We start from the raw sequence: 20,944 nt of genomic DNA on the forward strand, positions 1-20,944 counted from the left end.
TTATCTGATGCTTCTTTTTTTGTTGTCTTTCTCTTTGTTCCTTCTCCTGCCATGCAAGGCCTCATCGTCCACATCTTGATGGATATCCAGGCTGATGTTGGAGATCGGGTTTGCTGTCTCCCGGCCAGATTCGACCTGATCATTTGCCTGGGATTCTGAAGTAGGGGTATCTTTGTCCGGATGTACCGGCACCAGCGCTCTGAATGCTGCGCCGGTTCTGGTCAATGGGCTTTGTTCTATTTCATTCCGCTCCGGCACATTCCAGAGGCGAGCAAAGCGATTGTATTCCCCGCTCCTAAGAATGGCTTCCAGGCTAATAAAAAACCGCTCCCGGGTATCCAGCAGGTACAAGCGTTTTTCGTTTACCAGTAGGTGCAACCCGTATTCCTCAAGGCCCCTTTGGAGATTGGCAAAATCCTCCAATACCGAAAGCAATTTTAGCCGATAAGCTGCTTGCCTGGGAAAGCGTTTGAACCGGAATACCGTATCCCTGGTCCCGGTAATATCTTCATAAGCAGTCTTATCTGCCTGGAAAGCGAAATTGATGACTTTTACAGTATCCTTTGTTTCCTCCTTTGTCAGGTTTTTGAGGGGATAAACTTCACTTCCTTTCAAGATAATTTTTCTATTATGGTCAATGATGGTATAGCCATAGGGGGCTTTCCCATCCTTACCGTGAAAAATCAGCTTTACACCAAATTTTTCTTTAAGAAAGTCTGCAAGTTCTGAGCGGTATCCGGTTGGTTTTCCCAGGCGGTTGCCTTTTAACGGTTCGAATACAGGGACGGGGGCACTGTTGTACACCTTTCTGTATTTGTCGAATAAGGCATGGAGCTGTTTTATCCTCGCTTTGTCCGGGGAATAGGAAATGGTTTTGGCATTTAGTTGCTTGAGCGAAATTTCACCCTGCAACAGTCCGAATTTGTACAGGGCCAGGTTGCCCTCTTTTTCATTTAAGCTGTACCCGTGGGTTTCCAGGTACAGCCTGGCCTGGCTGGTTGTGGAAAAAGAATAGGATTTTAGCTGATCAAGCACCTTGTTGCATTCCTGTCCCGGATCCCGATCCATGATCTCCAACATGCATTTTTGCGCCCTGATCCTCTCCATGCTGTCGTTGATTTTCCTGCCATCGTTCCCGATTCGGGAGGAGACCATATGGACATGGTTATTTTTGGTATCCCCGTGGAAGACGATCAGGTAAGGATTGCTGCCATAGCCCATTTTATGCAACCATTTTTCAGCCATGTCAGTAAGCTCCTTTTTGTCAAATTCCCTGCCCTTGCAGGAAATCATCGCATGGAACTGCTGGTTTTTCACCCGTGTATTGCGGTTGGAGTGAACTTTCAGAAAGGTTTTCATTTCATCCGGAGTCACTTTCTGGGCCGATTGCAGGTAACCGAAATTCCTGAATTTCATCAGCTCTCCCCTGGCAGACTGGGTCTTGTTGGTGTTATAGGACACCCCGTTGAAGGTACTGGTCGATGATAGGATTTTGACGGTCATCAGCTGATGGATTTATAGATTTTCCGGAAAGTCCGGTTCATGTCCTCCTGGTAGTCCAGGTACCGGGAAAGGAGGCTGTTGAATTGAGCAAATACCTTCGGGTCCAGCTCTTCCACCCTGGAATACTGATTGGCATGCTTGGCCAGCTGGTTGATATTGTTGTTGACCCTACCCTGCTCAGCGGCCAATTTATTCAGTGTTTGGAGCAATTTATCCTTCTTTATAATGGAAGCATCTCCCTGTATTTTCCTTATCAGGTTCCTCAGCGTATCGCTTCTAGTAATACCCGCACTACTGGAGAATTCATCCAGGAATTTCACTTCCTGCTCATTCAGCCGGAAGGTGATTTTGTGGGTTCTATTTTCCTGGTTGTCCTTCATGGTTATGGGGCCGCTTGGTCCTTGCCAGGCTTTGTTTAACCCAAAGAGAAGGAGAAAAAAAACAGGATAAAATACGTAAAAAGCTATACTTTAGCGGTATACGTGAGTATGCGTATATGGAGGTGGAAGTTTATGCAGGTATATAACTACAGACTTGCAGCGTAATCAGGAATTGGTTGGAAATAAATTCATGAAAACTACAGAAATTCAAAAGCATGTTGCCTAAAATTCTTTTAAAACGAAAAAAAATGGTTAGATTAATGAATTCGAATCAAGTGTATTGGGGACTTTGGCCGTACCTTGGCACGAACTTCACATCAGATAAAAAGCAAAGCAATTTAAAATAAATATGAAACTTGAAATTTTATTCCCAATATTAATATTGAGTGCCGGATTTCTTTATTTTATTATTCCTCGAATTAGCAAGAAATACTTCGCTAGACCTTTACTATTTATGGAGATTAATCCAAATGAAGGAATTACTATGCAAAGGCGACATATTGCAAGAATTGAAAATTCAGAAATTAAATATGGGAACGATCCTGAAGCTGAAAGCTTATATGGTTTAGTATGGAAATTCGATTTGATAATTCGAAATAATTCAGAAAATGCGGCGTATAACATTAAAATGTTTCCGCAAAAAACGACGAAAGGTAAATTGACATTTAATTCTATTGTCAATGAGAATAAAACATTAGCTGCTCATCAGGAATTAGTTATACCTTTTGAATTTTATCAAGAGAAAGAGTCAAAACATAAAGATGTAGATAAATTGGATACAGTAGAGCCAGACTTCTTTGATGAGTTTAAAATCCTTCTAGATTATAAAAATGAAGGAAAAACAAGTTTCAATAGTATATTGGACGTCAAATCGAAACAGGTTTGTTTCAAAAAAATATCGCAAAAAAAAATAAAGAAAAACTGGTGTTAATAGTGGATGGCCGCAGGCCATTAGCTGCGGAGCACCACTCAAAGCACCGTACGCACGGCTCTCGTGTACAGGCTGGCTTACTTCCCTGCATGCCTAACGGAAAACCAGCTTGCCAATCGCTTGACTTCGGGATGTTACCCCACGCCTAAGGACTTTCTTGCGTTGGAACAGTCAACTTTTTGATCTATATTCATCATTCGAGGCACACATCGTGTAGACGGCCCCGCCAGATTCCTCTGACGGGGAGCGCCACACACCTCCAAGGTGCGACAAGAAGTCGCTTAGATAACTGTTTAACGGTCGATGAACGATTAAACCTTGTGCTCCATCAATAGGATGTGTGCATTTCTGATAGCGAAATTGTGCGAAGTCCAGGAATAAAGAAGTGAAAAACTCCCCATATGCTAGTTTTACCACCCATTTACTTGAAGCCAGAACTGGTTTGAGGCACACTAGCGTCTTGCTGGGAAATAACTTCACCAAACTACAGAGATTTATACGCTTGTTGCCATAAAATCCTTCAAAAACATTAAAAAAGTGTTAGATTAAGGTATTATTGTAAGGCAAATAAAGTGCACGGTGCACTTTATTGCTACGTTGGGGGCATTTACCAGAACCAAAAATGGGAATAAAAAAACCTAAATTAAATGAAGGAGAAACTGCAACATATTCTGCAAATCCCTATTACGATCAAGTTTTATTATTTGCTGATACCAAAGTTCCAACTTCTCAAGATAAATATAAGCTAATAGATGCTGATAAACAGTTGTACGAAAAATTAAGCAAACCAAATGTCGACAACTTTAGAGAGGAAATTCGTAAACGTCTTACAAAAAATCCAAAACCATGGTGGCCATTTGTAGGCAAATTATATGTTGATATAAATATAGGAGGGCCAAAAAATTATATAGAATTTAAAGATCTCGATAACTATTTGAAAACTGTTTTTGATGCAATAAAAGGGATTGTAATTAAAGATGATCATCAAATTGTACGAGTAACAATAGACAAACAAGAGAATCAATTCACCAGTGGATTCACCATTGCAATTCATGAAGTACAGCAGGAAGCAAACGCCTATATATACGGACAAGATGTCCATAATTGGGAGAACGACCGCCAACTAAAAATAAGTAGAGGTGGAATCTGTAGTATGGATGCATATTAGAAAAATCGTCCCCTAATGAGTAGCCCGACCTGATCCAATTGACTCAGGTTGGGGCTCTTACACGGCCGAGGCGCGACTAGAAGTCGCTTAGATAACTGTATAACGTTCAAAGTTCGATTAAACTTTGTGTTCCATCAATTGGATACGTGCATTTTCTGGTAACGGAATTGTGCGAAGCTATCCTGACAATATAGCCCGTAACAGGATTCTGTGAAGTTTACCTGTTGCGCACCAATGTTAGGTGCAGGGGAGTTTGGCTCGATGGGTATGATCAACATATGTGACCTGCTGATAAATGTCGTGACGTGTAGTGTAGACAGCGAAAGACGTTGGCATGCTGATCAAAACGGTCTAGTAAGCAGGCTTTTCGGTTTCTGCTACATGGATTTCGATTCCCCAGGCAAAGAGGTAGGACCTAACCCCTTCCGTTATCTAAGTGGAACTTGGTAATCCCGCAAGCCTTCCCAGGATTCCGGGATTAGCCTACTGCAAAGCAGGCCAAAGGGGATGCGGGTAAAGGAAAGACGGAGGAAGCAAATGAAGACATTCAATGTGGTGGATAGGCCCGCTTCCGTCATGGTACTCTTTTACGAGAAACTTTCAGTAAGACTTCAATGAGGAAAACGCAAATGAATCCGACAAATGCCGGATGTGCATCCTACGGACACCGATAGACATCTGCATGGGCTACCGAAATACTTCGGCACAGGTTTTCACCTGCTGGAATAATATGGTATCTTCGATACCTGATGCTCCTGCTGGGCCGGCACATTATTGTATGAAATTATAGGCGCGCAAACGAGACACAGATACCAAAGCTACGATTCAATTTACCGTGTGTGACCAATAAAAGTTGATAGTACGAAAAAAAGCCAAGCGCTTCTAATTAGTCTACTCATCTTCATCGTGTTCAATACCTCCTCCTTTCCATTCGCCAGTACCTACCCATATCTCATAGTGCATTAACCATTCACAGGCCCAAGGGATTAGACTTTTGACATAATACATCGAAGTATCCCACTCATTAGCCTTTGGATAATGCAGACAAAGCCGTTGTTCTTTATGGTTGTAAACATGGGGAAGCCTTGTTTTACCTTTAGCTAATGGCAATGGTTTAGGGGAGACAACATAAACGCCTGCTCCTCTGCCTCTTTTATAGTGTAAAAGAAGCTTGTAAGAGCCACTCAAAGGAGTAGGCTTAACCATTTGCGTCCAACGGATTTCATTATCACCATTTCGAGTGATTTTCGAGTTGGGAAAGTAAGACTTCAGCGCCCCTTCCTGTTGGAATAACGGTATGCGCTTACTGGTCTTTCTTTGCACCGAAATTTGTGTGTTTAGGGATTGATGTTCTGCCCACCGAGCCAATAGCACCTGTAACGCCTGCCATTTTCATTCCTCCGCTCTCACGTAGCAATAGTTGCTTGTCCCCATAGTTTGAAAAGGCTTTGGTTACTGCTTTCTCACCAAATGGGGTTTTTAAGGCTTCTATTACCCACTGAAGACCTCTGTCCTTTTGGTCGAATACATGTCTCACATCCGCTTGTACAGCCTCCAACCACTTGTAAAAGATGATCTTTTTTTGAGGAGTCTCTTCCCATTTATCCGCAAAATTTTCTTCTTCATTTACAGGATTCCCTATCCATTTGATCATTCTACCTGTTTTTGGATTAAACTTTTCTTGAATAAACAGATGCATACGGTTTATTACATTCAATAAAGCATCTAAAGTAGAAACCTCCTTCTGATAGGCCCTTGCGGCCAAAGTAGTTATGATAATTGAAATTGGTTTGTCCTCATCTCCATTGAACATAAGGTCACGATGTCTTTTAAGAATTTGTACTACTCGCTGTAGGGGCAACTTATCCTTTTGATATTGGGGAACCGGCTTTATCGATTCACTTAAAGTGATTCGTTTGCCTAAGTCTAATGAGGCCTGAACAGAGAACCACTTGCCATAACCAAAAGGATTGCATTTTAGCCATAGCTTATGATTATTTTCAAAATAGTAGTCATCCCTCTGTTTGTCTGTTATCCTAATGGCCAGTTCATTCAAATCAGTCAATTCAGCTGATAAAAATGCCTTTTCCAATATCATTTGATATCCTGTATCTACAACAGATGGCAAAATGTCCATGTGATAATTAGCTGAGTTCGCATACACGAGCGTCCAACACCTACGCCCCTCTTCTTTCAACATTTTACGGTACAGCTCATTTTCTTTTAGCTGATCCCCAACTTTTTGCTTCAAGTTGTATTGTGTCCATGATGGCTGCTTACCTGTTAGTTTGCACACTAGATCTATATCAAGATCGTCATTCTCGTTTACGGGCTTTACCATCGTTCCAAGCAAAAACGATCCTTGTGGAAGTATCTCTGGTTTATAAGGTGCCAGTGTAGAACCTTCTTTTGAGAGTTGATTACCTACCGCTTGATAGCTTTTTACCGCTGCATCATATTGGCCTTCACTAATATCCAGGGATTGCCCAAGCTCCTCTAAGAGCTCGCTAAACTGCTTTTTTTGATCTGTTGTTAACATACTTTTTATTCAATTATTAATGTCTGAAAAAAACCTCCATTCTTCCTGTTTTGGTCATATAATATCATTGGCAGGTCTGCCTTAGGCATCCAAACCCTACCTAGTTCAATGGCTGTAGAAACCGGCATAGCAGGAAACACATGGATGGTAGCATCCTCTCCGTGCTGTGCTTTTATTTGGTCAAACGTCTTACGCGCTTGGCATCTAAAATCTTGTAGATGAAGGGGAGACTTCAAATAATCATTATTGGGGTTATCGTGGGTTATGGACCAGATATTGCATTTCTTGCCTAGCGTCCTCCTTATGCGATCATCGGTTATAGTAGCACTCAGCTCAAACTTGAGGGCAACAACTTTGCTATCTCCAGAAGCAGGCACAATTTGATGTACAACATCATGCTCGTGTTCCAACCACTTCCAGGTGTCAGGCTCTCTATGAAGTTGATAGACATCAGCGTCATAAAGGTCGCTCAACAAAGAACCAAGCTTAATGAGCAAGGGCTGTGGAGCCAGGCCGAAGATGGAGAAGTGTTGGGTTTCGTGCTTCCCCTTTAAATACTGAACTTCTGATTTAAAGCGAGCCAGCAAGTTTTCCTCCTCTGCTCGCCAATAACTTACACTATGATCTTCTAACGCGGCCTGCAAACCTATTTCCAATGGTCGGGGCATTGACGGATAGTAACTTGGTAGTATAGCCTCTGTGGCACTATGAAATTGTAGAGGAGAAGCGTGTTGTCCAATACGCGCACCAAAAAGTAGTACATGACTTCTCATATTAGGAACAATTCCTGTGAGAAGCTCTATTCGCTCTTCATGAGCCTTTTTCATCGCTATAAGGCGATCCGCTGAATATTCTTTCTCCTTAGACTTGTCGTCAAACGTGCGGTGGCATTCATCGCATACCAACATAAGGTTCGAAAAATCCTTCGCCAGCAATGGAGACTTCACTTTATCATATCTAGGACCGCCCTCTGAAAAAGCGTAAATGTGAGCGATGTATGATTTGTCCATTTGATTCATAGTGGCATTATGCACCCACAACGGGGTGTTGCAATTTTTGAACTGACATCGACCGCCAGAAGCCCTCCATAGGTTTGTTTTTACTTTGGTTGGTATGCTTGGGCGTTTGTCTTTCTTCATCATCTTATTTCATTCGAAACATTCAGTTATCACTGAAGTCCTTAAATATGGCTCCGGCACTATACTGGAGCCACCTGCCATCATCGTGTTACACCGGCAATAGCGGCAATACCAACAACCACCAGCATGATAGCTACTGCACTTGCAAACCGGTCTGCATTTTTGCCTTTGGCTTTTTTGCATTTGTCTTTCTTGCGCACCCTCACGGCGTTTCGATCTTTAGAGTATTTATTAACAGAATGATTCAAGATTTATATTCTTTAAACATCCGCATTAATCTCCGCCTGACAGCTTTGTAGGAAAGATACCCTTTTAAGCGGTATCTATTTCTCTTTCTTGACTCCCTTAAAAGGTTTCGGACTGGATGTCTTCACATCCATAAATTGCCCTGTAATTGAGTCTCTCTTTGTCCAGAGACCAGTTTTAGGGTTCTGTACTTGTGAGCGTTTTCTTACTGCTCCTTTGCGAGTATTGTCGCCAGTTGGTTTGTTTACAGCCATCGATTTTGTACTTTAGACGTTATATAATTGTATGCTACTGGCAGGAAGAAAATTGCCATGAATGCGGCAATTTTTTTTTATTGAATAGCATATCATTTTAAGCGCACGAATTGAAACGACTTGAAATTACATCTGATTACAGTAATGTTGACTGGGATGAAGTCATTCCAGTACTGATGTCGTATGCTTATGTCTTAGTTGGGGCAAGCAACCAAAGGATGGCCAGGTCTAGAGAAGAACTGGCTTACGATTTTGCAGTTGATGCAATCACCAAATATTTAGACGAACCAGAAAAATTTGACCCCTCGCGGAACCCTGATTTAATTAAATATCTGAAATATAACATACTACGTCAGTTAATTTCTAACGCTAAGAAAAAAGCATCAAATGTTAATGAGGTCGTTCAAGGCGATGATGAGAGCGAGAAGTTTGATTCAGAAATTGTTGATGATTTGTTTGCCGAGGAGTTTGAACTGGATGAGGCTATAGATGTAGCTTCAGTCGTTGTGAAAATTGAGCAAGAAATAGAAGATGATGAGGAGTTATACGAAATTTTTGTTGGGCGTTATTGCTATGAGTCAAAGAGAGGAGAAATCTGCAAAGATTTGAAGATTTCCACAGATGAATATGATAATAGAATTCGCAGACTGAGGCGACTGTCTAGAAAGATATTAGACTCAGTTAAATAGATAATTATGGCAAAGAAAAAGAACTACAATGGCTATAAGTTGCTACTTCATGATTATGCAGAAGCAGTCAGCTCAAATCATGAGGTCGCGACTGATTTTCTAACAAGCGAAGGTGTTGATGTCAGTAAATATGTTACCGCTGGTATTAAGAGCATTCGTAAAGCAGAGTTTTTGAAAAAAGCTCAAGCAAATAAGGAAAAAGACGAAAGTTTAATGGAAAAAGCCCTTGTATTGCTTAAACAAAAGATAGAAGAAAACTTAACCAAATCAGGTGAAGTATTAATCGGACTGTTAAGGCAAAACGCCCCAAATGTTCAATTTAGAAGCCTTGACAATTTAGATGATGATGAAATTCGCGAGATATTAACAGATGTCGATCTTGCCAAACTTATGGAAAAACTAGAAGAAAATAATGACGATTAATGGGGCTTTCAAAAGGGGCTAGGGTAGCACAACAAATGTTAGGAGATTGCGGGATTGATGATCCAACAGAAATACCAATTGAGTTGATTGTTTCAGGAAGGGGAGCCACATTACGGTATGAACCACTTAAAAACTCAGATGGTAGAATTGTATTCGGTGAAAAAAAGAGTATCATTTCTGTGAACTCAAACTTACTGTTTGAAGGAAGAAGAAGATTTGCTACCGCTCATGAATTGGGGCATTATGAAATGCACCGTGATTCTTTTGAGGTGCATAACGAAAATGAGAGCACCTTAAGCTGGTTTGATGATAAAGTAAATCGTTCAAAGAAAGGAATTCAAGAGGCTGAGGCTAACCAGTTTGCATCTGAGCTGCTAATGCCATCCAAGGTTTTCTTGGAGGAATGCTCTAGTTATCGTTTCAGTCCCGATTTGGTTAGGCACCTTTCAGATAGATTTCAGACGAGCAGAACATCAACGGTTTTTAAATACATGGAGCTTGGTTCTCATCCAATTTGTGTGTTTTACTGCTTCAATAATAAGCTCAGGTATTGGAAAAAATCAGATGAGTTTAAAAACTTTATAGTAGATCGCATCAATCTATCGCCACCAGAAGACTCAGTGGCAGCGGAATATTTTAATGAGGGCAAGATTTACTCTAAAAGTCAATCCAAGCAGCAGATATGGAAATCAACCTGGTTCGATTTGAAAGAATGGGAAGATGATATGAACTACAATTTCTATGAATATTGTATCGTTACCCCAAGGCATAATACGGTAATATCTGTCGTATGGGAAGAGATGTAAATTGTAAATACTGGCCACAGTCGAGTAAATATTTGGAAATCACACCCTTAAACTGAACTGAACCTAAACCTATCACAGAAAGCTTCGACAAGCCCAGTGAACCGTCGTATCCCGTTTGACTGGACAGGGTCCTGCTGAGGCGGGACAATTTATGAACCTCTCAATTGTTCAGGTACTTAATTTTTTTTTAGCAGAATTCACGAATGCTAGCGCATTTCATACGGCTCTAATTATGCCGTCGGTTAATAGTCCATTATGTGAGACTAATTTGTATCCCACCAGCTGGATATACCGGACTAAACTGATCCCCCAATCCAGAAACTAAAAAAATAGCGAAAAAGTAACTGTCAATCCGGCAGATGCTGACCCCTTGTTTTGAATAATCCGGAGCATACTGACCCCTTAGGGTCGACAATCCGGAGTATGCTGACCCCCTAAATGGATTTTGGTTAATTAGCGGTTTTACCAAATCGTTAATCCGTACTTCAGATGGCTGGAAAACCAAAACCCATGAGTCAGATCAAACAGCGTCTTCGACTAAACGGGCAGGCCCCAGAGATGCTTTGACCTGAACTATCTTCCGTTGGAACGGTAAACTTTTTGGTCTATCTTCACCATTCAAGTCATACGCCTGGGCTTGGGTGCAGCAGGCAATTCCCGGTTAAAATATTTTTAGTACATTTAAGAATGTTTGCGAAAAACGGCAAGAAAAAAAGCTCCGGAAGTGCTCGCCGCCCACATGCTTCGAAGGGTCGTTCAAATTCAAAACCTAATTAGGTATTCTCAACATCCCAATAAAGAGTAAATCAATGAGTACCATCACTTTGATTAGCACCGTTCACGAGGAAATGGGGAAATGTAATGCTGATGAACTGTGTGCTATTTTGGAGAAACTTCGTCCTGAAATTGTGTTTTTAGAAGCTCTTGAAAAAACTTATTCAAACTATGATAAGGTTCGTTTTACCGCATTTGGAGAATATCATCAAAAGCTCGAGTTAAAAGCTATTCAGAAATACAGCCATAGCTCCTCGTTTGAATATGTTCCTGTGCTTGACCATGGACTATCTGATTCATTTGAAAAGAAAAAAGACCTCGTTTGCAGGAATAATCAGCACCAAAAGATGGTACATAATTTTAATTTGTTAGCCAAGGAGCAAGGCTTTTTATTTCTCAATAGTGCAAAAAGTATAGATTTACAAGCGGAAATGCGAAGGTTTGAATACCGTCTATTGCTTGAAAACAAGCTAAATGACGTTGTTGACGATGATATTGATGCTTATGAGCATTCGATGATGCGAAATATTTATTCGTATTGCAGAAAAAACCAATTTGATAAGGCTGTCTTTTTGTGTGGTGTGGCGCACAGGCGTTCAATTATTAAAAAGATTGAAAGCTATAGCAGCAACAAAAAAATAGATCTTAATTGGGTAATTTACGGGAATTAAAATGTCTGAAAACGACTTGCATTCAGGTTTGGCAGCAAACAGGTTGACTACCGCCCTATTCATAATCTACGGAATTGCCCTGGTCTGGATTATGCTTTTAAAGTTAGGAGTGCAATTCTCCTATATGGAAAATAGAAATACCAACTTCATTCCGTTTAATGAACCGGTAATCCTTACCAGCGAAAACTTTTTGAACGTACTGATTTTTATGCCGCTTGGCATCTATGCCGGCGCCCTATTCACCAAATGGATTTTCGGTAAAAAATTCTTCTTCCTTTTCCTGCTTAGTTTGTTGGTTGAGGGACTTCAATACCTATTGAGGATTGGGGCTTTTGATGTAACCGATCTAATGACCAATACTTTAGGCGGACTAATTGGGCTACTGGCTTTTTCAGGACTGGAAAGAGCATTCCAAAATGGAATTAGGGCACAAAAGTTCATCAACTTCCTTGCTGTCCCGGCAACAGCTCTGTTAATTTTATTTTTGGTTTTACTGAAAATGAACCTGCTTCCGGTGAGGTATCAGTAATGCAGCTAGGTGTGATGTGGCACCTCTACGATCTCATGGCCTCAGTATATGGCACTACATGCACCCTCTTCACACTCCTGTGTTCGGGCCGGTTCATCAGTACACACACCATAGTATAGGTTACTTCCCTGCATGCCTCACTGCAAACCAGCCCCGCTTTGGCGGGACGGGCTTTGCCACTTGCTTTGCTTGGGGTAACAGCCTGTCCTGAAATTCATCGGGAACTCCCGCACATGTGGACTTTCACCCGTTGGAATAGTGAATTTTTTGACCTATATTCACCATTCAAGAAACTTTAATCAAAATATTTCAGTAAAGGTGTCCAATTTTACCCGAAATGTCTGAACCAGAATTGAACATGTAAAAATCTATGAAACTGTATCCATATGTAATGTTAACGTGCTTAGCGTTTATACTGCATTTACCAAGAAATTACTGTTTTGACCAAGGAAGTATCAACTTAGTTTTAGACAGTATAGAGGTGGTATTATTTGGTGAAGTTATTGACGTTTCTGATTTGAATATTGAAAATAGATATAAGATCGTTACAGTAGTTGATGGTGATGACCCTAATTTTATGGCTCAATTAAAAGAAATAGGTAAGGCTATAGATAAGATTGGTAGCCATAATCCATATACTTTTATGATTTATGTCCGGGGGGATAATATTGATCCTGCTAGTTACGGCATCGGAGATAAGGGGTTGTTTTTTAAATATCCGCTATTATATGATTCCCAAGATGCTTTCCGGAAAGCTAATCCTACTGTTTCCAAATTGGACGGCTATAGTGTTTTTCTCTTAGATTCTGATTCTAAAATATTATTGAAAAATTATTCATTTAGTGATGAATTTGTTAGTACAGTGATTGAACATTCTCAAAATCATCCCAAATTTATTGATTCGCCACTTCCAAGGCCCAAGCCCCTGTGAGATGCAAACTAATTTTTTGCATAGATCCCAATGGTAAAAAAAGTCGGTAAGTTCCTCAGTACAGGTACCACAGTCTGGGTTATAGTATTTCCTGAGCCTTCTGGCGGTCCCCTTCCTTTCAGCCTGGCTCCTCACTAAAAAAAATACAGGTTTTATTAAACGTTCTGAACTCTCCCGGCAAAGCCCCGGAGCGGCGGGACTGGCTTTCCACTTACTTTGTTTCGGATAACGACCTTCGTGCGCAAGCCCATTTCACTCGTTGAAACAGTCAACTTTTTGACCTATATTCACAATCCAAGGTTCACACATCCAACATAAGTCGTGGCATACTAACAAAGCGTTAAAGGAAGGCGGTTAATTGACAGATATAAAGTGGTTATTTGGCACTTAAACAGAATTTTTGGTCAAATAAGTTCGAAATGGATTCAATAACATTCCCGGTACCAACAAAATAAATAACGAAACAGATGAACCAATATTCAGAAAATGAAAAACTGAATCTGTTCAAAAGCCTCTTCAAAGGTAGGGAAGATGTCTTTGCCATACGTTGGGAAAAAGCTGCCCAATCCGCTGGTGGAAGGATTAAAAGCGGATACATGCCTGCATATCAATATGACCCCTACATGTATAGGCTCCATAAAATGAAGGGGGGATCCTTCAAAGACTATAAAGACAAAACCTACCGTCCACTTACTGATCAGCAACTTCTAAAGCATTTCAATGGGAAACAATTAATCGGTATTTATCCATTGCTACAGAACAATACATCCTGGTTCATTGCTGCAGATTTTGATAAAGAGAAATGGGCAGAGGAATGCCGTGAATTTCTCAATATTTGCAAAGAACATGCTATTCCGGCTTATCTGGAACGATCCCGTTCCGGTAAAGGAGGTCACGTCTGGATATTTTTCGACAAGCCCTATCCTGCCATTAAAAGTCGTAAAATTTTAATCTCTCTTTTGGAACAGGCAGGTATCTTCTCTGTTTTTGACAAAAGTTCCAGCTTCGACAGACTTTTCCCCAATCAGGATTTCCTTACGGGAGAAAAGTTAGGCAATTTGATTGCATTGCCACTATATAAACCGACCATGGAAGAAGGTAACAGTTGTTTTGTAGATGAACAATTTAACCCATATCAGGATCAATGGGAATTTTTGTCGTCAATCCAGAGGGTGACTGTATCTCATCTTGATACGATCTTTCATTCACTCCACCCGAAGAACGATCAGGTTCCAAACAACGTCAATTCAGGTAAGCTGCATATACAACTCAACAATTTAATTCACCTTAATCGGTCAGGTATGACACCCAAACTGATCAATTTTCTAAAAGAGGAATTAAATTTTGCCAATTCGGAATATTTCATTAAAAAGAAAAGTGGCAGAAACACATGGGGAACCGAGCGGTATTTCCGGTTTGTAGAGGAAACAACGCATGAGATAATTCTTCCGAGAGGATTTATAGGTAGATTGATCCGGTACTGCAAACAGCAAAACATTGATTTCGAATTTCAGGATGAACGGAAGAAGCAGGATCCTGTTTTATTCACAACAAATTTCAGTCTAAAGTCACACCAGAAATCCGCAATAGAAGTTACCTCCCGCAAAGAATTTGGTGTCATTACCGCACCTCCGGGTTCCGGTAAAACAGTAATCGGCCTAAAGATCATTGCTGAAAAACAGCAACCTGCTCTAATTATTGTGCATCGTAAACAGCTTTTGGAACAATGGGTTGAACGGATTCAGGGTTTTCTGGGCATACCGAAAAACGAGATTGGTAGGATAGGACAAGGAAATGCCAAAACCGGAAAAGCGATTACGGTAGCAATGATCCAGAGTTTGGGTAAGTATCTTGACAAACAGGAAACAAATGAATTTGCCCTGTCTTTCGGGATTATTATCGTTGATGAATGCCACCATATCCCAGCAGAAACATTCCGAAATACCATTTCAAACTTTCCGTCTTACTACCAATATGGGTTAACGGCAACTCCTTTTCGGAAAGGAAATGATGGCAAAATAATTTTTACCCATTTGGGCGACATCATTGCAGACATTAGACCGCAGGAAATTGAACAATACAAGCAGGCAAGGATAATCGTAAGAGAAACGGCTTTAGATATTCCCTTCAATTCAAAAACAGACCCGTTCGAAAACTTATCAAAGGTATTGGTTCACGATTCTGCCAGAAACAAGTTAATTCTTGGGGACATTACTACCGAACTGGATAAAGGAAGAAAGGTTGTTATCATTACAGAAAGAAAAGAGCATATTAATGCGCTTTATCAGTTTCTGAAACAGTCTTTTGAAGTGGTAACACTTTCTGGGGATGATTCGGAAAGCAACCGTAAAGCAAAATGGCAAATACTAAACAGCGGAAATTACCAGGCACTAATCACAACCGGACAGTTTTTCGGAGAAGGAACTGACTTGCAAAATGCTTCCTGTCTTTTCCTTGTTTATCCATTCTCTTTTAAAGGTAAACTGATTCAATATATTGGTCGTGTTCAGCGATCTGAAATCAGTCCGGTTATTTATGATTACAGAGATCATAAAATTGAATACCTGAACCGGTTATTCCTGAAAAGGAATACCTATTACCGACAGCTTAATCGGCAGGCCACCCTGTTTGATGACACAGAGATTGCCGGGACCTCCTTCGGGGAAACATTTACAGTTGACAAAAAGATCAAGTTGCTTATTGACCAATTGGATTTTCGTTATGGTGCAATTGCTTTCCGGTATCGAGTTTCTGAGATGAAGACGGAAGTGGAGTTTGAGATAGAAAATGAGGAGGTAAGGCCTGAATTTGATGTTTTAAAGCCATACTTCTCCAAAGTATTAAAGTCAAAATACGTGGAAGCTGAAGTTTTTGCGGAGTTTGAAAATAACTTGTTGGTTTCACAAAAAGCGAGTTCGACTAGTCTGGAAAGTATCAACCGGGAGATCATTGAAAGCGTAAAATTCCGATTTATTGAACAGGGAATTCTGGGTAAGCAATATGTTCCAGGTATGGAAGAAAATTTACTCGGGCTAGACAAGATACAGGAAGGACAAAATGGTAAACCGTTCTATGGATCAGAAGAACAGTTGCTAAGTGATCTTTTGAAAAATGAGAAAGTGAGGCATTACAGGCAACTACGGTATCTGGCATCCAGGCATGACGGTACTACATTAAAACTCAGGTTTGTCTTAAATCCATTCTCATTCGTGTTCCTTCTTTCCGGCACAGAACAATATCATGTTGTTTTAGAAACACTGGACTCCGAAGAAGCAACTTATATCTGGCATGTTGAGAAAAACAGGCAACTGCTCCCACAAAAGCTACGAACAATTGACAAGGATCTGAATATTATCCGAAACAAAGGCAGACAAGTGTTTCTGGAAAAGCAACCGGAAAATTTCAGCCGAATCTTCCATGACTATACGGACGAAAGAAAAGGATTTGTCATTTGGAAAGATAACTTAGAAGAAAGATTATTTTGAAACCGAGGGGACAAAAAATCGGCTTCCAAATCGTCATTATCCTCTGAACTGAACGAATAAAAAGAGACTGTTTAAAGATTGAATCACTCTCTTACAGAAGACGGGAATTCCAATCCCAAATCTTGGAACAATTTCCGCACCTTAAACCTCCAACTGATCCTGGCTTCTTGCCAGGACTTGCTCCCCTCAATGATATCAATTCTGTCGTTGGAATGGAAGGGCTTGTTTTTTGAATATTTCCTTTTGTCAAATTCCAATAATAGCTCAGGCCTGGTTAGTGGGCTGATTTCATTGTCCAGGTCAAATATATTCCGGTGTTGAGGTTTATTGTACTTCTCTGATTTTATTTGAAGTAAACTGAATAGTTCTCCAAGAGGGATTTCATCGGTAATGTAATCCAGATCATAAGTATCCTTTTTGGCGAAACGGTTGGAGGCACTCATCAACTTTAGCAGTCCGATGTCCTGTTTGGATAAAATTCTCATTCCATCAAATTCATCAGGTTCGGTTAGGTATTGGATGTTTTGAAGAAATTCTATTTTTATGATAGTTTCTGATTTGGTAATAAATAGTCTTAAAAAAATGAACTGTCCATCCAATTCCGTGTTGATCTTGTTTACTATAATATTCTTTGAGCCGTATATGCCAGCTACTTCTGTTATTATTTTTTCAAAGCCCTCATTCCCGATAATGTTGCTTGATACCAGGTCTATGTCATAAGATACCCGATGGTTGTACAAAAGTGCCAGGTTGGTTCCCCCAGCCAGCATAAAGCTGTTAAGGGATGGGAGTTGCTGTAGTTCTTTGATTGTTGAAACCAATAAAGGGTCAACAGCTTTCATTGTTTAAAACGAAAGAAAATATCCACATCATATCTGTGGGCAACCATCCTGCAGACCTCATTGCTTATTCTTTCTTTTGTGGTCTTGAGATGTTTTAGGATCTGCTTTCTGGAATAAAGGTTTTCCAGAGTGACAATATCTGTATCAAAAGTTTCCGGAGTAGTTGCAAAGAGGGCACGGGGAATAATAATATCCTTGTCCCTTTCAAAGTCAAGCGCACTATGATCCATATCCCAAAATAGATGTTTGGGGAAGACTTTGGCTATGTTGATTTTTTCCTTCACAGTACAAAGTTAACGATATTTTATAAAAAAAGATGCGTAACCGAGCGGTGGTGTTTGTCGTCGACCCTCTGGTAATTTTACTTTTTCTTACGATTGTAAGTCGGTCCGGAGTAATTTAATCATTCATTTTGTCACGCCGACTTCACCCTTCTGCTAATCTTATTCAACAGGTCAAGTTTATTATTACTTCCAGCCTTTTTGAAAATATTCTGTATGTGCTTGTTGACGGTCCTTTCGGAGATATTCATCGTATCGCCGATTTCCTTGTAAATGTAGCCATCCCTGACCAATTGGCAGATCTCCGTTTCCCTTTTGGTAAGTCCCAAATTCTTACACCGGATGGCGAAAATTTCCTCTTCATTTTTGGTTTGGATCAGGTCCAGTGTTTCCAGATCCTTGCGGTTTTCCTCTATCATGTTCCGGAAAAAAAGAAAGGTGATGATCAGGAATCCGCCGTTGGTAAAGAGCACCTCTGTAAGTTGGGTTACCTGCAAGTAGGCCAATAAGGGCATCAGGGCCCAGGGGGCTACGGCAATGTAGGATAAAATGGCATCGAAAGAGGCTTTTCTATTTTTATATCGCTGCCGAATGCCCCATAGGATGTTGTATACCATGTAAAACGCATAGGCAAACGGAATAATCATTCCCACATAGATGACCGTCATCAAATCCAACCCAAGGGGATAGAGTATGCAGAAGAAAATGATAAAGGGCAAAATCAGGAAGATCAGCACGCCATATTTGGCATGAAATTCCAGATGGGTGATGTTGTAGGACTGGTAAAAATAATAGGGAAAATAGGCGCCCATGGAAAAACCGGCCCCATAGGCCAGGATGTATTGAAATACTACCGACAGGGGAAGGTTTTCGTCGGGAAAGAGACCTCCGGCAATATTATAAATGATCAGTAAGAATAGCAGGATCAGGTAATATTTTCTCTTTTTCTCTTTGGGCTTTTGCAGGTAAAAGACCAGTTGGTGGGAAAACATTAACGTTTCCAGAATTACAAACAGAAGGGTTACAATATGTATTTCAGTATTGAGAACGGTCATGGCGTTCAGGCAGTTTTTAGAAAATAGAACGGAAACCCAAACCGCTCTGAAACGGTATAAATCTCCATGCCGTGTTTTTGGTACCAGGGCAGGTTTCGCTGGGTAGAGGTTTCTAGGTAGACCGGCCGGTCGAGCGTCCTGGAGTAATCCAATACATGCTTCAGCACAGCCGTCCCAAAGCCATTCCCTTGCCGCTCCGGATTTACACCAATAAACCAGAGGTAGGTAAACGGTTCGCTGGGGTAATGCTTTTTGATAAAGGATTCCCTGGCCAAGGCCTTGGGAATGTTGCCCAGGCCGATAGTTTTAAGTATCAACTGTATATCCAGATAGGTGCTTTTCCAGGAGAACTTTTTCCGATCCTGAAACTGGATCATGGCGCAAGCATCGCCATCATCCGAAATAAATACCTCACCGGTATCCATGCAGTTGTCAAAGGAATACTCCATCAAATAGCGGATCTTTTTCTCTTGCTTCCCGGCAATGTAGTTGACGCTCTTGTTTTTTTTGAATGCTTCCAGCAGGATGGTTACCACTTTCTCCCGATCATTTTGGGTTGCTCTTCTCATAATTTTAATTTTTAAATCCGAGTTGCGAGGATTTTCCTCCCCTCCTCCCCCACAAATCCGTATGGAAAAAGGAGGGGCAAGTTCGTTTTTGGCAGAAAAAAACCGGGAGGTTTTTTGTCGGTCAAAGACACAACTTGCAAGGACCGCGCACAGCGGGTTTTAGGGTTAATTCAAAGTGCGTTTTTGGACGTTCTTTCATCCTACAGAGATGTAAATAAGAACGGTTTTACTATAGTATACTAAATGAATAATCCTATTTTTACCAACTAATATAAATTTATATCTAAATAAAAGCAAATATATTTAACTATTTTTTCATATATACGGATGCAGGAATAGCTATAAATCCGGCTATTTGAATAGCCGCATACAGGAAAATACAGCTACCGATAGCATTTGAAGCAACCATCTGACAGGTCCAGTGGATCGCTATGCTTATTGAATATTGGTATATCCGTATAAATTGCTAATCAGATAACTATATATCTACATATAGAACTATTTGCTTTGGAAAGCTAGCAAAGGCTGTCCACTTTTAAGACCCCCGTCTACGTTAAGCCAGGACCCGGCCAGGAAAGGCTGCTGTTAAAAGAAAAAGCACCCATTTAGGAAAGCAGGCAAATTTTCTTCAAAATTTACCAGGCTGCGTTATCTTTTTGGACCATGATTTTTCCTACTCATCCAGTACTCATTTAGGTCCTTAAACGAACCAATGATCCCGGAACAATCCTGGCTTTGGGGAAGGGATTGCGTCAATTTCTCCGTTGCTGCCCTTCCCGCCTGATCCCTGTCCAGAAACAGATTTACCTGCCGGTATTTCTGTATTTCAGGCATGGCCGATTTTAAACTGGACAGGGAGTTAAGCACCATAAAATCCATTCGGTACCGTTCCGCCTTCCTCATTTCCACATAACTCATCAGGTCGAATATGCCCTCGAACAGGCAGAGATCGGCTGCATTGTTCCGGTAATGCGAAACCCCCTGAGCGGTGCAGCCCTTCCAGTATTTGTTCCGTATTGACCAGCCATTTTCATTTTCGTTGCCCAACCCAAAATACCTTTTGTTCCCAATGCGGTAGTATACCTCCCGGCAGAAGTCGCTTGCCGCCTCCAATGATATGCCCCTGGAGTGCAGGTAATCCGTAATGGCACGATTGTTTCCAAGAGGCTTGGTTTTAATGATGGTAATCCCAGGTGGTTCCTTTTCGGAAGGCTTCGCGTTGGATAGAATTGGCGGGTGAAGAAAAAAAGAGGATCCGCTTATGGTGGCGATTTCCTGGATGGCCTCCGAAATGGTAAAATTTGGGTTCATTTTCAAAACCAGGTCAATCAGGGTGCCACCAGCATTCCCATCGCCGAAATCTACCCAGAGATTCTTGATGGGGTGAACTTTAAATGAAGGCGTCTTTTCCTCCCGGTAAGGAGACAAGTAAAAACAGTAGCCTGCTTTTACTTTGCTTGGTTTTATTCCCAGTTGATCCAGATAAGTTACTATGGATATCTTATTGGCTTCTTTGGCATTCATGGTCTTAAAGTTTAATTTTTTTAAAAACCACCTACTACACCTACTACCTTACTACATTTCGCTGTTTATAAATTGATATTCAGTCATTTATGACTATTAGAAATTAAAAGGCATCTTACTACAAAAATCCTTTTTGTAGTAGGTTGTAGTAACTTGATATATTTTATCCTACTACACTTTATTTAATTGATTATCAATTGTTTAA

General features: G+C 40.7%; 20 protein-coding genes. 9 read left to right on the forward strand and 11 right to left on the reverse strand.

The window, feature by feature from the left end:
- A complete protein-coding gene (locus GL182_RS13355) occupies positions 1-1,503 on the reverse strand; it encodes a relaxase/mobilization nuclease domain-containing protein (protein WP_163380194.1) in 1,503 nt (500 codons plus the stop codon).
- Positions 1,503-1,883, reverse strand: a complete 381-nt coding sequence (locus tag GL182_RS13360; protein WP_163380195.1) for a plasmid mobilization protein — start codon at positions 1,881-1,883, stop codon at positions 1,503-1,505. Before GL182_RS13360 ends, GL182_RS13355 begins: the two co-directional genes overlap by 1 nt.
- Positions 1,884-2,232: 349 nt before the next feature.
- Here GL182_RS13360 and GL182_RS13365 point away from each other — a divergent pair, with 349 nt between their 5' ends.
- Entirely contained in the window at positions 2,233-2,814 is a 582-nt protein-coding gene (locus GL182_RS13365) for a hypothetical protein (protein WP_163380196.1), read from the forward strand.
- A 622-nt stretch (positions 2,815-3,436) separates the two neighbouring features.
- Complete coding sequence (locus tag GL182_RS13370) at positions 3,437-3,982, forward strand: RusA family crossover junction endodeoxyribonuclease (protein WP_163380197.1); 546 nt, start codon at positions 3,437-3,439, stop codon at positions 3,980-3,982.
- 891 nt (positions 3,983-4,873) lie between these two features.
- On the opposite strand, the gene GL182_RS13375 is transcribed toward GL182_RS13370, so the two are convergent.
- The 4 genes from GL182_RS13375 to GL182_RS13390 form a co-directional block, all read right to left on the reverse strand.
- The gene (locus GL182_RS13375; protein WP_205603654.1) at positions 4,874-5,305 is read right to left on the reverse strand and encodes a hypothetical protein; all 432 of its coding nucleotides are present in this window, start codon (positions 5,303-5,305) and stop codon (positions 4,874-4,876) included.
- A complete protein-coding gene (locus GL182_RS13380; RefSeq protein WP_163380198.1) occupies positions 5,286-6,521 on the reverse strand; it encodes a nucleotidyltransferase in 1,236 nt (411 codons plus the stop codon). Before GL182_RS13380 ends, GL182_RS13375 begins: the two co-directional genes overlap by 20 nt.
- Before the next feature lie 5 nt (positions 6,522-6,526).
- Positions 6,527-7,663 (reverse strand): SAVED domain-containing protein, encoded by a 1,137-nt coding sequence (locus GL182_RS13385; protein ID WP_205603655.1) that lies wholly within the window; start codon positions 7,661-7,663, stop codon positions 6,527-6,529.
- Between the two features lie 77 nt (positions 7,664-7,740).
- Positions 7,741-7,908, reverse strand: coding sequence for a hypothetical protein (locus tag GL182_RS13390; RefSeq protein WP_163380199.1), 168 nt, complete (start codon positions 7,906-7,908; stop codon positions 7,741-7,743).
- 362 nt (positions 7,909-8,270) lie between these two features.
- On the opposite strand from GL182_RS13390, the gene GL182_RS13395 reads away from it, so the two are divergent.
- The 7 genes from GL182_RS13395 to GL182_RS13425 all read left to right on the forward strand — a co-directional run bounded on the left by GL182_RS13395 (position 8,271) and on the right by GL182_RS13425 (position 16,468).
- A complete protein-coding gene (locus GL182_RS13395; RefSeq protein ID WP_163380200.1) occupies positions 8,271-8,849 on the forward strand; it encodes a hypothetical protein in 579 nt (192 codons plus the stop codon).
- A gap of 6 nt (positions 8,850-8,855) precedes the next feature.
- Entirely contained in the window at positions 8,856-9,272 is a 417-nt protein-coding gene (locus tag GL182_RS13400) for a hypothetical protein (RefSeq protein WP_163380201.1), read from the forward strand.
- Positions 9,272-10,078, forward strand: coding sequence for an ImmA/IrrE family metallo-endopeptidase (locus GL182_RS13405; RefSeq protein WP_163380202.1), 807 nt, complete (start codon positions 9,272-9,274; stop codon positions 10,076-10,078). Before GL182_RS13400 ends, GL182_RS13405 begins: the two co-directional genes overlap by 1 nt.
- An 809-nt stretch (positions 10,079-10,887) precedes the next feature.
- Positions 10,888-11,523: a hypothetical protein gene (locus tag GL182_RS13410; RefSeq protein ID WP_163380203.1), complete on the forward strand. Its 636-nt coding sequence runs from the start codon at positions 10,888-10,890 to the stop codon at positions 11,521-11,523.
- A 1-nt stretch (position 11,524) separates the two neighbouring features.
- Positions 11,525-12,052, forward strand: coding sequence for a VanZ family protein (locus GL182_RS13415; protein WP_163380204.1), 528 nt, complete (start codon positions 11,525-11,527; stop codon positions 12,050-12,052).
- 370 nt (positions 12,053-12,422) lie between these two features.
- Positions 12,423-12,983 (forward strand): hypothetical protein, encoded by a 561-nt coding sequence (locus GL182_RS13420; protein ID WP_163380205.1) that lies wholly within the window; start codon positions 12,423-12,425, stop codon positions 12,981-12,983.
- 467 nt (positions 12,984-13,450) lie between these two features.
- A complete protein-coding gene (locus GL182_RS13425; protein ID WP_163380206.1) occupies positions 13,451-16,468 on the forward strand; it encodes a DEAD/DEAH box helicase in 3,018 nt (1,005 codons plus the stop codon).
- An 83-nt stretch (positions 16,469-16,551) separates the two neighbouring features.
- On the opposite strand, the gene GL182_RS13430 is transcribed toward GL182_RS13425, so the two are convergent.
- The 5 genes from GL182_RS13430 to GL182_RS13450 form a co-directional block, all read right to left on the reverse strand.
- The gene (locus GL182_RS13430) at positions 16,552-17,310 is read right to left on the reverse strand and encodes a nucleotidyl transferase AbiEii/AbiGii toxin family protein (RefSeq protein ID WP_163380207.1); all 759 of its coding nucleotides are present in this window, start codon (positions 17,308-17,310) and stop codon (positions 16,552-16,554) included.
- Complete coding sequence (locus GL182_RS13435) at positions 17,307-17,594, reverse strand: DUF6922 domain-containing protein (RefSeq protein WP_163380208.1); 288 nt, start codon at positions 17,592-17,594, stop codon at positions 17,307-17,309. The genes GL182_RS13430 and GL182_RS13435 overlap by 4 nt, the downstream gene beginning before the upstream one ends.
- Before the next feature lie 131 nt (positions 17,595-17,725).
- Complete coding sequence (locus GL182_RS13440; protein WP_163380209.1) at positions 17,726-18,646, reverse strand: helix-turn-helix transcriptional regulator; 921 nt, start codon at positions 18,644-18,646, stop codon at positions 17,726-17,728.
- A 5-nt stretch (positions 18,647-18,651) separates the two neighbouring features.
- Positions 18,652-19,215, reverse strand: a complete 564-nt coding sequence (locus GL182_RS13445; protein ID WP_163380210.1) for a GNAT family N-acetyltransferase — start codon at positions 19,213-19,215, stop codon at positions 18,652-18,654.
- Positions 19,216-19,863: 648 nt separating this feature from the next.
- Entirely contained in the window at positions 19,864-20,739 is an 876-nt protein-coding gene (locus GL182_RS13450; RefSeq protein ID WP_163380211.1) for a toprim domain-containing protein, read from the reverse strand.
- Positions 20,740-20,944: the final 205 nt, after the last annotated feature.

The organism is Cyclobacterium sp. SYSU L10401 (genome assembly GCF_010993705.1).
In the GTDB taxonomy this organism is placed as follows: Bacteria; Bacteroidota; Bacteroidia; order Cytophagales; family Cyclobacteriaceae; genus Cyclobacterium.

Bases quoted from the DNA above. Each gene is read 5' to 3' on its own strand.
- GL182_RS13380 (WP_163380198.1), bottom strand. From the start codon at position 6,521: ATGTTAACAACAGATCAAAAAAAGCAGTTTAGCGAGCTCTTAGAGGAG.
- GL182_RS13360 (WP_163380195.1), bottom strand. From the start codon at position 1,883: ATGAAGGACAACCAGGAAAATAGAACCCACAAAATCACCTTCCGGCTG.
- GL182_RS13440 (WP_163380209.1), bottom strand. From the start codon at position 18,646: ATGACCGTTCTCAATACTGAAATACATATTGTAACCCTTCTGTTTGTA.
- GL182_RS13370 (WP_163380197.1), top strand. From the start codon at position 3,437: ATGGGAATAAAAAAACCTAAATTAAATGAAGGAGAAACTGCAACATAT.
- GL182_RS13445 (WP_163380210.1), bottom strand. From the start codon at position 19,215: ATGAGAAGAGCAACCCAAAATGATCGGGAGAAAGTGGTAACCATCCTG.
- GL182_RS13405 (WP_163380202.1), top strand. From the start codon at position 9,272: ATGGGGCTTTCAAAAGGGGCTAGGGTAGCACAACAAATGTTAGGAGAT.
- GL182_RS13420 (WP_163380205.1), top strand. From the start codon at position 12,423: ATGAAACTGTATCCATATGTAATGTTAACGTGCTTAGCGTTTATACTG.
- GL182_RS13385 (WP_205603655.1), bottom strand. From the start codon at position 7,663: ATGATGAAGAAAGACAAACGCCCAAGCATACCAACCAAAGTAAAAACA.
- GL182_RS13450 (WP_163380211.1), bottom strand. From the start codon at position 20,739: ATGAATGCCAAAGAAGCCAATAAGATATCCATAGTAACTTATCTGGAT.
- GL182_RS13415 (WP_163380204.1), top strand. From the start codon at position 11,525: ATGTCTGAAAACGACTTGCATTCAGGTTTGGCAGCAAACAGGTTGACT.
- GL182_RS13400 (WP_163380201.1), top strand. From the start codon at position 8,856: ATGGCAAAGAAAAAGAACTACAATGGCTATAAGTTGCTACTTCATGAT.
- GL182_RS13425 (WP_163380206.1), top strand. From the start codon at position 13,451: ATGAACCAATATTCAGAAAATGAAAAACTGAATCTGTTCAAAAGCCTC.
- GL182_RS13410 (WP_163380203.1), top strand. From the start codon at position 10,888: ATGAGTACCATCACTTTGATTAGCACCGTTCACGAGGAAATGGGGAAA.
- GL182_RS13365 (WP_163380196.1), top strand. From the start codon at position 2,233: ATGAAACTTGAAATTTTATTCCCAATATTAATATTGAGTGCCGGATTT.
- GL182_RS13355 (WP_163380194.1), bottom strand. From the start codon at position 1,503: ATGACCGTCAAAATCCTATCATCGACCAGTACCTTCAACGGGGTGTCC.
- GL182_RS13430 (WP_163380207.1), bottom strand. From the start codon at position 17,310: ATGAAAGCTGTTGACCCTTTATTGGTTTCAACAATCAAAGAACTACAG.